This is a genomic window from Mycobacterium sp. 5-140-3-2, from assembly GCF_035666375.1.
GTDB lineage: Bacteria > Actinomycetota > Actinomycetes > Mycobacteriales > Mycobacteriaceae > Mycobacterium > Mycobacterium intracellulare.
This window is the reverse complement of the sequence record NZ_CP142025.1, coordinates 2,956,851-2,968,225: the sequence shown is the minus strand read 5'-3', so window position 1 is coordinate 2,968,225 and position 11,375 is coordinate 2,956,851. Positions and strand designations below refer to the sequence as shown.

Here is an 11,375-nt window from a genome sequence, read left to right as displayed (position 1 = left end):
TCACCACGCGTTGATCATGGGCGTTGATGGGCCGTTGCAGCGCTTTTGGCGGACGTCACGCGCGCGCCGAATCGGGCCCCGGTAGGGTCGAAGAGGTGTGCGGAGTCACCGGGGAGGTACGACTCGACGGGCGGGCGCCCGAGGTAGCGGCGGTCTCAGCGATGGCCGCCGTGCTGACGCCGAGGGGCCCGGACAGTGGCGGCGCCTGGTCGCAGGGCCGGGTTGCCCTCGGCCATCGTCGCCTCAAGATCATCGACCTGACCGAGGCCGGCTCGCAGCCGATGGTCGACTCCGAACTGGGCCTGTCGATCGCCTGGAACGGCTGCATCTACAACTACAAGGAACTGCGCAGCGAACTCAGCGGGTACGGCTACCGCTTCTTCTCGCACAGCGACACCGAGGTTCTGATCAAGGCCTACCACCGATGGGGCGACGACTTCGTCAGCCACCTGTTCGGCATGTTCGCCTTCGCCATCGTCGAGCGCGACAGCGGGCGGGTGCTGCTCGGGCGCGACCGGCTCGGCATCAAACCCCTGTACCTGACCGAGGACAACCACCGGGTCCGCTTCGCCTCGACCCTGCCGGCCCTGCTGGCCGGCGGCGGCGTGGACACCCGCATCGACCCCGTCGCGCTGCACCACTACATGACCTTCCACTCGGTGGTGCCCGCCCCGGCCACCATCCTGCGCGGGGTGCGCAAGGTGCCGCCCGCCTCGCTCGTCGCGATCGAGCCCGACGGCAGGCGCACCGTCACCACGTACTGGGCGCCCGACTTCACCCGGCACGCCGACCGCGCGGACTGGTCGGAGCGCGACTGGGAAGACGCCGTGCTGTCCACGCTGCGCCTGGCGGTGAAGCGCCGCCTGGTCGCCGACGTGCCGGTCGGCTGCCTGCTGTCCGGCGGTGTCGACTCCAGCCTGATCGTGGGCCTGCTCGCCGAGGCCGGCCAGCATGGGCTGTCCACCTTCTCGATCGGCTTCGAGTCGGCCGGCGGCGTCAAGGGCGACGAGTTCCAGTACTCCGACATCGTGGCCAAGCGCTTCGAGACCGACCACCACCAGATCCGCATCGAGACCGAACGGATGCTGCCCGCCCTCGACGGGGCCATCGGCGCGATGAGCGAGCCGATGGTCAGCCACGACTGCGTCGCCTTCTACCTGCTCAGTCAGGAAGTCGCGCGCCACGTGAAGGTCGTGCAGTCCGGCCAGGGCGCCGACGAGGTGTTCGCCGGCTATCACTGGTACCCGCCGATGGGCTCGCCGGCCGCCGCGTCGCTGCAGGGTGCGGTCGCCGAGTACCGCGGTGCCTTCTTCGACCGTGATTCGGCCGAGCTGGCCGGCCTGCTGGGCCCGGGCATCATGGCGCCCGGCGACCCCAGTGGCCGCTTTGTCACCGAGCACTTCGCGCAGGCCGGCGCCGAGACGGGCGTCGACCGCGCGTTGCGCCTCGACACCACCGTGATGCTCATCGACGACCCGGTGAAGCGGGTCGACAACATGACGATGGCGTGGGGGCTGGAGGGCCGGGTTCCGTTCCTCGACCACGAGCTGGTGGAACTGGCCGCCACCTGCCCGCCGGAGTTGAAGATCGCGCACGAAGGCAAGGGCGTCCTCAAACAGGCTGCGCGGCGGGTGATTCCATCGGAGGTCATCGACCGGCCCAAGGGCTATTTCCCGGTTCCGGCGCTGACCCATCTCGAAGGGCCCTACCTCGACATGGTCCGCGACGCCCTCTACGCGCCGGTTGCCAAGGAGCGCGGCCTGTTTCGTGCCGAAGCGGTCGACACCCTGCTGGAGAATCCCAACGGCAAGCTGACCCCGCTGCGCGGCAACGAGCTGTGGCAGATCGCCCTGCTCGAGCTGTGGTTGCAGCGTCACGGCATCACGGGGCCGGTTGCATGACCGTGGTCGATCCGTCCGGCGACCACACCGAGGCGATCACGCTCGGTCTGCACGACGCTTCGCCGCCGGAGCTGGTCGATGCGATGGCGAAAGACGTCGAGCTCGAATTGGGTTGGGGCCGACTGATTTTCGGGCAGACCTTCGCCGACTCCCAGCAACTGGTCGAGGCGCTTCGCCGCGAGGGTCCCGGCCGGCGCGACATCTGCATCTACGCCCGCGAATCCCACGTCGTGGTCGCCGAGGCGCCGACCGAGCTGTTCATCGACCCCAGCCACACCTACCGGCTGCGCTTCACGGGCAAGAAGAAGGCCTCGCCGCCGCCGCCGCTGGGCGTGACGGTGCGCACGCTCAACGATCCGATCGACGCCGACGCCATGAACCGCGTGTACGTGCGCTGCGGGATGGTCCCCGCCGGGGTCGACGTGATCTGGGACAACCATCGGCATGTGCCGGCGGTGAAGTATCTGCTCGCGGTGCGCGACGAGGACGGCGCCGTGGTCGGCACCGTCACCGGCGTCGACCACGAGTTGCTGTTCAACGACCCGGAGGAGGGGTCGAGCCTGTGGACGCTGGCCGTCGATCCGGCCGCCGGGCTCCCGGGGGTCGGCGCGGCCCTCACCCGGGCGCTGGCCGAGCACTTCCGCGACGCGGGCCGCGCCTACATGGATCTGTCGGTGGCCCACGACAACGCCGCCGCCATCGGCCTCTACGAGAAGCTGGGTTTCCGCCGCGTCCCGGTGCTGGCGATCAAGCGCAAGAACGCGATCAACGAGCCGCTGTTCAGCCCGCCGCCCGAGACGGTCGACGACCTCAACCCCTACGCCCGGATCATCGCCGACGAGGCGCTGCGCCGCGGGATTTGGGTCGAGGTGCTCGACGCCGAGACCGGCGAGATGCGGCTCACCCACGGCGGGCGCAGCGTCATCACCCGCGAGTCGCTGTCCGAATACACCTCGGCGGTGGCCATGTGCCGCTGCGACGACAAGCGGTTGACCCGGCGGCTGGTCTCCGAGGCCGGCATCACCGTGCCGCGCGCGCGGCTGGCCACCTTCGACGAGAGCGACTTCGCCTTCCTCAAGGAGGTGGGCGAGGTCGTCGTCAAACCGACGCGGGGCGAGCAGGGCAAGGGCATCACGGTTGGGGTCGTTCCCGACAACGGGCCCGACGACCTGTCCGCCGCCCTCGCGCGCGCCCGCAAGCAATACCCGGACGTGCTCATCGAGCAGCGGGTGGCCGGCGACGACCTTCGCCTCGTCGTGATCGACGGCCGCGTCGTCGCCGCCGCCCTGCGCATGCCCCCGGAGATCATCGGCACGGGGGAGCACAGCGTGCGGGACCTGATCGCGGCCGAAAGCCGGCGGCGGTCGGCGGCCACCGGCGGCGAGTCCCGCATCCCGCTGGACGACCTCACGGAATCGACCGTCGCCGAAGCCGGTTGGGCGCTCGACGATGTGCTGCCCCAGGGCACCCGGCTCCGGGTGCGTCGCACGGCGAACCTGCATCAGGGCGGCACCATCCACGACGTCACCGCGCAGGTGAACAGCGAGCTGTGCCGGGTCGCGGTGACCGCGGCCGAGGCGATCGGCATCCCGGTGACCGGCATCGACCTGCTGGTGCCCGACGTCACGGGCGCCGACTACGCGTTCATCGAAGCCAACGAGCGACCGGGGCTGGCCAACCACGAACCTCAGCCCACGGCGGCGGCTTTCATCGATTTCCTCTTCCCCGGCCACCCCGGGCAGCCGCAGGCCTGGACGCCCGAGGAGTCCCGCTCCGATCGCGGCTGACGCCGGTCGAAACCAGAACGGAGACGCCCGTGAGTGCGAGCGCGCAAACCAACGCCATCACGACGCAGGTACCCGCACGGCTGGACCGGCTGCCGTGGTCCCGGTTCCATTGGCGCGTCGTCGTCGGCCTGGGCGGAGTGTGGGTGCTCGACGGGCTCGAGGTCACCATGGTGGGCAACGTCTCGGCTCGGCTCATGGAACCGGGCAGCGGCATCGCGCTGGACCCCGCGCAGATCGGTATGGCGGCGGCGATCTACATCGCCGGGGCGTGTTCGGGGGCGCTGTTCTTCGGTCACCTGACGGACCGGTTCGGACGACGAAACCTGTTCATCCTCACCCTCGCGATCTATCTGGTCGCCACCGTGGCGACCGCGTTCGCGTTCGCCCCCTGGTATTTCTTCCTGACCCGCTTCTTCACCGGCTCCGGCATCGGCGGCGAATACGCCGCCATCAACTCGGCCATCGACGAGCTGATCCCGGCGCGGGTGCGCGGCCGGGTCGACCTGGTGATCAACGGAACCTATTGGCTGGGTTCGGCCGCCGGCGCCGGCGGCGCGCTGATCCTGTTGAACACCGCCAACTTTCCGCCCGACATCGGGTGGCGGCTCGCCTTCGGCATCGGCGCGATCCTCGGCATCTTCGTGCTGCTGGTGCGGCGCAACGTCCCGGAGAGCCCGCGCTGGCTGTTCATTCACGGGCGCGAGGAGGAGGCCGAGCACATCGTCGGCGAGATCGAGCAGGAGGTCGAGCGGGCGACGGGCGAGCCCCTGCCCGAGCCGCAGGGCAAGCCGCTGCGGATCCGCCAGCGCAAGTCGATCTCGTTCCGAGAGATCGCCAGCGTTGCCTTCAAGCTATACCCGCGGCGCGCGGTGCTCGGGCTGGCGCTGTTCATCGGGCAGGCGTTCCTCTACAACGGCGTCACGTTCAACCTCGGCACGCTGCTCAGCCAGTTCTACGCCGTGCCGTCGGGCATGGTGCCGGTCTTCTTCGTGCTGTGGGCCCTGAGCAACTTCGCCGGCCCGCTGGTGCTCGGGCATCTGTTCGACACCGTCGGCCGCAAACCGATGATCACGCTGACCTACATCGGCTCGGGTCTCGCGGTGGTGGTGCTGGCGCTGGTGTTCGTCACCCAGGCCGGCGGCGTCTGGGCCTTCATCGGCGTGCTCATCGTGGCGTTCTTTTTGGCGTCGGCGGGTGCCAGCGCGGCGTACCTGACCGTCAGCGAGATCTTCCCGATGGAGACGCGGGCGCTGGCGATCGCATTCTTCTACGCGATGGGGACGGCGATCGGCGGCATCACCGGCCCGCTGCTGTTCGGTCAGCTGATCAACTCGGGCCACCGCAGCGAGGTCGTCTGGTCGTTTTTGATCGGCGCGGTGGTGATGGCCGCGGCCGGGCTGGTCGAACTGTGGCTGGGGGTCGCCGCCGAGCGGCGCCCGCTGGAAGAGCTGGCGTTGCCGCTGACCGTGGAAGACGCCGAAGAGGCCGAACGCCAAGGGGATTCGGCGCCGCTCCCGGACTGACGGGCCTGCCCGCTCGCGCGCGTCACCGCTCGGCTACCCGGTGAGCCTGGTCAGCCAGGCGGGATCCTGATAGTTCACGGACGTGACGCCGTCCCACACGAAGGGGGTGGAGTTGGCGTTGACGCCGGACAGCGTCGAATAGCCGTTGGCCGCTTTCGTCTTGGCCGTGCCGAGGTCGTCGCCGGACTTGATGCAGGTGATCACGGCGGCGCCGGCGCCGACCGTCTTGGCCAGTTGCGCGAATTCGCCGTCGGTGCGGTCTTCGGCGCCGCCCTCCTGCGGCTGAAAGTTGCTGGCGAACAAGCCCGAATAGAAGTCGCTGTAGAGCTTGGCGTCGTTCTGCGCGGCGACGCAGTAGGTGGCCGCGACCGCGCGGGTCGAATAGGTCCGGCTGTGCGAGCGGTCGTCGAGGAAGTTGAGCAGGTGATAGCGCACCGCGAGCTTCTTGTTGTTCACCGCCGCGTCGATGTCGGCGCCGTTCGATCGGATGAAGGTGCCGCACGGCGGGCAGATGGGTTCGTTGAAGATGTCGATCGTCGCCCGTGCGGCCGAACTGCCCACGTACACACCGTCATCGAGCACCCGCAGCGCGACGGCGTCCGGTGGTGGCGGCGGCGAAGGCGGCTCCGGCGGGGACTCAGATTCCCACGGCCGGACCACGGCGAGCAGCGCCCCGACGAGCGCCACGGCGACGGTGGCGGCGACGCCGACCCACAGCCAGGGCCTGCGGCCGGCTTGCGGCGGTGGCGCCCACGGCGGCGGGCCACCGGCGTTGCTCCAGCCCCCAGCACCGCCCCAGCCGGTCGGTTGGGGCACCGGCCCGCCGGGAGCAAATGGCTGGCCGGCGCCCGCAGGGGTGGGCCACGCCGTCGCCGCGGGCGGTGCCGGCGCGATGCCCCCGGGTGCCTGGGCGGCGAATGCCGAAGGCGGCGTTGCCATCTGGGTGCGCGCCAGGATGTCGGTGGCCCGATCCTGGTCGGGTGCGGCCAGCGCCGCGTACGCGGCGGATGACAGGTCACCACAGGTGAGGTAGCGGTCGTCGGGGTTCTTGGCCATGCCGCGGGCGATCACCTCGTCGAAGCCGGCCGGGATGCTGGGCCGCGCCGCGCTGGGCCGTGGGATCGGTTGGTGCACGTGCGCGCCGATCACGCTGAGCTGGTCGCCCGTGTAGGGAGGGGAGCCGGTCAAGCACTCGTACAGCACGCAGGCCAGCGCGTAGATATCGGCGCGATGCGTCACCTGGGAGTCGCCGAACCGTTCCGGGGCCATGTATTTGGCGGTGCCCACGGTGGTGCCGATTTGCGTCAGCTTTTCGTCCGACGTCGCGCTGGCGATGCCGAAATCGACGAGGTAGGCGAAGTCGTCGGCGCTCACCAGGATGTTCTCCGGCTTGACGTCTCGGTGCAGGATGCCGGCCGCGTGGGCGGCGTCGAGCGCCGACCCGATCTGACGGACGATTGCCACCGCCCGCGGCGGCGACAATGGCCCGTACCGCTTCAGCATGCCGGCCAGGTCATTGCCGTCGACGAGGCGCATGTCGACATAGAGCTGGCCGTCGATCTCGCCGAAATCGTGGATGGGCACGACGTGGGGTTCGTGCAGCCGCCCGGCGGTGCGCGCCTCGCGCTGCATCCGCGAGCGGAAGACCGGGTCGTTGGACAGCGTAGGCGACATCAGTTTTAGGGCCACCACGCGCTCGCGGACCGTGTCCTCGGCCTCGTAGACGTCGCCCATGCCGCCGCGACCGACCAGCCGCCGCAGCAGGTACGGCCCGAACTGCGAACCCGCCCGCGTATCCGCGGTCGTGTCATCCATCGGCGACTCCTCATCCGCCAGCCCCATGCACCGCAAACCGATTCGTGGCGCTCGCGCGGGCCCGGCCGATGGCGGCGCCGGATCCGCCGATGCGGTGGCATGCAGGCATAAGGCTAAGGTTTCGGCGACCGCGGGGCACACCGAATAGCGAAAGCCAGCTAATTCGACGGGACGCGCTTAACGGACGTCGTCATCCCCGGCGGCGCGGTCGGTGAGGCCTTCGCGCGACAGCGCCCGGACGAATCCGTAGGCCTGCATCCCGGCCGGGCCGGGATTGTCGAAGATCCACTCGTTGATCTTTTCCAGCGCGTTGGCCAGGTCGTCGCGCTTGACCCGGACCAGATACGTCCTGCGGTCGTCGTCGGGGTCCTCGAGTGACTCGGCGACCGCGACGGGATTCCGGAACGCATACGCGATCCCGTGTACGGCATCGTGATTGAGCGCCCACTGAATTTCGCTGGGGCGCAATCGGTTCACCGCCAGATTCCGATAGTCACGGTCGTGGTCTGAACTGCTCACCTGGCCGGTGATCCTTTTCTGTGTGCAGCGCGGGAGGCGACAAGCCGGGCGTTTTCATCATAGGAAGGGTGGCCGCTTGCTGCATGTCGAGCGCTTCTGCGCACCGGTGTCAGCGGCTGTACTTCAGAAACAGGTAGTCGTCGCAGACCAGCGCGTGCGCCAGGCGCATCGTGACCGGCGCGGTCAGCCGTGCCGGGTGCACGCGGTAACCCACCGGCTGGCTCGCGGCGAGCCTGGGGGCGAGGGTGACGCACAGTTCGGTGACGGCGTCGGCCTCGACCAGCTCGTCGAGCAGGGTCGGCCCGCCCTCGCACAGGATGCGGCGCATGCCCTGCTCGCGCAGCATCGCGACGGCCAGGGCCACGTCCACGGTGTCCTCGCCCGCGATCAGGACGCGCAGCCGGTCGTCGTGGTCGAGGCGCGCCGCGGTTCGCGCGCAGGTCACCAGGATCGGTGGTTGTTCGGGATCGCTGAACAGCCGCGCGGGCAGGTCGCCGCTGCGGCTGACGACCGCGATCGGCGGGGGCGCGAATCGCCCCTCGTGGTGCCGCCTGGCCCGCGCCGCGTCGCTGAGCTTCACCGGGCCATAGTTTTCGGCGCGCGCGGTGCCCGCCCCGACCAGGACGACGTCGGCCAGCCCGCGCAGGATCCGCAACAGCCGCTGATCGGTGGGACACGACAGGGGACCGGCTCGCCCCCCGAACGCGGCGGCGCCGTCGGCGCTGAAGATCATGTTGGCGCGCAGGCCATCCGGGGGATCGGCATAGAACGGCGCGAGTTCGACGATGCTGGGGACGGTGCTGACCCGGGGAGACTGGTCCACCCTCACGCCTCGTGACCGGGTTCGAGTTGGCGGACGTCGCCGAACGACACCCAGCTTTCCAGCTCCCGTGGCGGGCTGCCGCCGACCGGGGCCAGCAGGTGCCCGACGTGGTCGCCCAGCGGGAAGCGCTCCAGGATCTCGCCGACGAACCAGGCGGCCGCGTCGTCGAGGATGGGCATCCCGTCGGGGCCGGAATGCCAGGAACAGCGGGCGAACTTGTCGATCTTGTCGCTGGTCTGACCGCCGAAGAGCTCCACGACGTCGAGGTGGTCGTGGTCGAACACGTGCACCGCCAGGTGGGTGGCGTCGCGGGCCGTGCGGAACGTGTGGTTGCGCTGCGACAGGCCGACCAGGAATCGGGGCGGGTGAATGCTGGCCTGGCTGGCGAAACCCACCAGGCAGCCGGCCGGGGTGCCGTTGGCGTGCGTGGTGACGACGAACATCGGATAGTTCAGCACCGCTACCAGCTTGTCGAATGCTTCGGTTTCGGGGTCGGCCATCCGGTCAGTCTTCCCCGTCGCAGCGCCGGGGAATCGTGTTCCCGCGATTCGCGCCGCGACGCAACATCATTCGGGAGATGAGTCGCCGGACCGCGTAGGCGGCGACGCCGACGCCCAGCACCGCCACCCCGGACAGCACCGACCACCGCGGCATCGCGAAAGCCAGCACCACGCATCCGAGCAATCCGATCACCGGGACGACCCGGGGCGGTCGGCCCTCGTCGCGCCCGAGGGTGAACGCCGAGGCATTGGCGACCGCGTAGTAGATCAGCACGGCGAACGAGGAAAACCCGATGGCGTCGCGCAGGTCGGTGGTGGCGGCCAGGACCGCGACCACGACGCCGATCAGCAGTTCGGCGCGGTGGGGCACCCGGGTTCGCGGGTGCACGGCGGCCAGCGGGTGGGGCAGATGGCGGTCGCGCGCCATGGCCAAGGTCGTGCGCGAGACGCCGAGAATCAATGCCAGCAGCGAGCCCACCGCCGCGACCGCCGCGCCCGCCTGAACCAGGGGAACCAGCGGGCCCGCGCCCGCCGCGCCGGCCGTTTCGACCAGCGGCGCGGCGCTCCGGGCCAGCCGGGCCGGCCCCAGCACGGACAGGGCCGCGATCGCCACCAGGGCATAGACGGCCAGGGCGATGCTCAGTGCCAGCGGTATCGCCCGCGGAATGGTGCGGGCCGGGTCGCGCACCTCCTCGCCCAGGGTCGCGATGCGCGCATATCCGGCGAAGGCGAAAAACAACAGTCCGGCGGCCTGCACCACACCGCCGGCGGTCGCGCCCTGCAGGCGGAACGGATCGAAGCCGGGCCGTCCCGATCCGAGCGCGGCGACGATCACCGCGGCCAGCACGGCCAGCACCAGCGCGACGATGATGCGGGTCAGCCAGGCCGACTTCTGCACTCCCGCATAGTTCACCGCGGTCAGCGCGACCACCACCGCCACGGCCACCGCGTGCGCCTGCGCGGGCCAGACGTAGGCGCCGACGGTCAGGGCCATCGCCGCGCACGAGGCGGTCTTGCCGACGACGAAGCCCCACCCCGCCAGGTAGCCCCAGAACTCGCCCAGCCGCTGTTGGCCGTAGACGTAGGTGCCGCCCGAGGCGGGATAGCGCGCGGCCAGCCGCGCGGAGGACGTGGCGTTGCAGTAGGCCACCACCGCCGCGAGCGCCAGGCCCAGCAGCAGTCCCGAACCGGCGGCGCGCGCCGCCGGGCCCAGCGCGGCGAAAATCCCGGCGCCGATCATCGAGCCCAGCCCGATCACCACCGCGTCGAAGACTCCCAGGCTTCGGCGAAGCTCGCCGCCGCCGGATGGCGCGCTCATCCGAGTGGGTTGTTCTGGCGCACTCCGCGATACATGCCCCAGCGCACGAACCACGGCATCACCACGCGTTCGACCGACCAGGACGGGAAGCGGAAGGCGTGGCCGGTGGGCAGGAAGACCTCCAGGCCGTTGGGCTGGATGCCGACCAGTGAACCCCAGCGCCGCGTCGGCGCGCGATAGGTGCGCAGCGGGCGGCCCGCGAATTCGGCGAGGACGTTTCGCGCCACCAGGGCGTCGCCGCGATTGCGGGCGGAGCTGCGCAGGGGGTCGGTGGCCGCGACGTCGCCGAGCGCGAAGACGCCCCGCTGACCGGGCACCCGCAGGTCCGGCGTGACGCGCACAAACCCGCGCTCGTCGAGCAATTCCGGTGGCAGCCAACCGGTGTTGGGCCGCACCCGCCCGATCGCCCACAGCACGGCGTCGGCGTCCGCCGGGGGTTGTCCGGTGCTCCAGCGCACGGGCTCGTCGGTGAGTTCGTCGCCCGCGAAGCCTTCGCCGATCACCGCGCGGTGGCCGGGGTGCACGCCGACGCCCAGCCCGCTCAGCCGGGCGCGTATCCGCTGCCAAGTCCGCGGGTGATACTCCTGAAGCGCGGACTCGCCGGGGAAGTACAGGTCGATTCGCTTGTCCGGCCAGGTGGTCGCCATGTTGAGGGCGCTGCTGACGGCCGCCGCGCCGCCGCCCACCACGATCACCGACTCGGCGGCGGCCAGCCGGTCGTGCGCGGCGCGCAGCCCCGCGCCGATCTCGGCGGCGGACTGCAACGTCGGCTGGCGCCAGAACCCGTTGCTGACCCCGGTCGAGATGACCAGCGCGTCGTAGGGTTCGGCGATCGTCGCGCCGTCTTGGCCCCGGCCGAAGACGATGCGGGCGCCCAGGTCCACCCCGGTCAGCGTCGCCTGCACCGTGCGGACGCGATCCAGGCGGCGGAACCGGTCGAAGGGGATCCAGTAATCGCGGGCCCAATCGTGCGGGCGGGACAGCCGAACGCCGAGTTCCTGGCCGCTGACCAGCGCGGGTTTGGCCGAGATCCCGACGACGTCGGCGTGCCGCGACAGCCGGATCGCCGCGAGGACGCCCGCGTCCCCGAGTCCCGCGACGATGACGCGCTTTCGGTTCATGGCGCTATCCTGCCCTGCGTGCGGTGCGGACGAACGCCGACGAGCCGATAGCGGGGGAGGCCACATCA

9 protein-coding genes are annotated in these 11,375 nt (G+C 70.5%); 3 read left to right on the top strand and 6 right to left on the bottom strand.

The annotated features are described in order from the left end of the window. Positions 1-95: 95 nt before the first annotated feature. From P6281_RS13980 to P6281_RS13970, 3 genes are read left to right on the top strand one after another with little or no spacing between them, the layout of a single operon-like run. Positions 96-1,901 carry an N-acetylglutaminylglutamine amidotransferase gene (locus P6281_RS13980; protein WP_009953549.1) on the top strand — a complete coding sequence of 602 codons (1,806 nt, stop codon included), beginning with the start codon at positions 96-98 and terminating at the stop codon, positions 1,899-1,901. Next, positions 1,898-3,688, top strand: a complete 1,791-nt coding sequence (ngg, locus tag P6281_RS13975; RefSeq protein WP_008257303.1) for an N-acetylglutaminylglutamine synthetase — start codon at positions 1,898-1,900, stop codon at positions 3,686-3,688. Before P6281_RS13980 ends, ngg begins: the two co-directional genes overlap by 4 nt. 29 nt (positions 3,689-3,717) lie before the next feature. Further along, entirely contained in the window at positions 3,718-5,211 is a 1,494-nt protein-coding gene (locus P6281_RS13970; RefSeq protein ID WP_324738396.1) for an MFS transporter, read from the top strand. A gap of 33 nt (positions 5,212-5,244) precedes the next feature. On the opposite strand, the gene P6281_RS13965 is transcribed toward P6281_RS13970, so the two are convergent. From P6281_RS13965 to P6281_RS13940, 6 genes are all read right to left on the bottom strand, one after another. Then, the gene (locus tag P6281_RS13965) at positions 5,245-7,026 is read right to left on the bottom strand and encodes a serine/threonine protein kinase PknE (RefSeq protein ID WP_324738395.1); all 1,782 of its coding nucleotides are present in this window, start codon (positions 7,024-7,026) and stop codon (positions 5,245-5,247) included. 177 nt (positions 7,027-7,203) lie between these two features. Next, positions 7,204-7,545 (bottom strand): hypothetical protein, encoded by a 342-nt coding sequence (locus P6281_RS13960; protein ID WP_008257297.1) that lies wholly within the window; start codon positions 7,543-7,545, stop codon positions 7,204-7,206. Between the two features lie 109 nt (positions 7,546-7,654). Then, entirely contained in the window at positions 7,655-8,368 is a 714-nt protein-coding gene (locus P6281_RS13955; RefSeq protein ID WP_014382710.1) for a pyrimidine reductase family protein, read from the bottom strand. A gap of 2 nt (positions 8,369-8,370) precedes the next feature. Continuing rightward, positions 8,371-8,868, bottom strand: coding sequence for a flavin reductase family protein (locus P6281_RS13950; protein ID WP_014384863.1), 498 nt, complete (start codon positions 8,866-8,868; stop codon positions 8,371-8,373). A 4-nt stretch (positions 8,869-8,872) separates the two neighbouring features. Then, entirely contained in the window at positions 8,873-10,186 is a 1,314-nt protein-coding gene (locus tag P6281_RS13945) for an APC family permease (RefSeq protein ID WP_014384862.1), read from the bottom strand. Then, a complete protein-coding gene (locus tag P6281_RS13940) occupies positions 10,183-11,307 on the bottom strand; it encodes an FAD-dependent oxidoreductase (protein ID WP_201408808.1) in 1,125 nt (374 codons plus the stop codon). Before P6281_RS13940 ends, P6281_RS13945 begins: the two co-directional genes overlap by 4 nt. Positions 11,308-11,375 lie beyond the last annotated feature (68 nt).

Bases quoted from the DNA above. Each gene is read 5' to 3' on its own strand.
- ngg (WP_008257303.1), top strand. From the start codon at position 1,898: ATGACCGTGGTCGATCCGTCCGGCGACCACACCGAGGCGATCACGCTC.
- P6281_RS13965 (WP_324738395.1), bottom strand. From the start codon at position 7,026: ATGGATGACACGACCGCGGATACGCGGGCGGGTTCGCAGTTCGGGCCG.
- P6281_RS13940 (WP_201408808.1), bottom strand. From the start codon at position 11,307: ATGAACCGAAAGCGCGTCATCGTCGCGGGACTCGGGGACGCGGGCGTC.
- P6281_RS13950 (WP_014384863.1), bottom strand. From the start codon at position 8,868: ATGGCCGACCCCGAAACCGAAGCATTCGACAAGCTGGTAGCGGTGCTG.
- P6281_RS13945 (WP_014384862.1), bottom strand. From the start codon at position 10,186: ATGAGCGCGCCATCCGGCGGCGGCGAGCTTCGCCGAAGCCTGGGAGTC.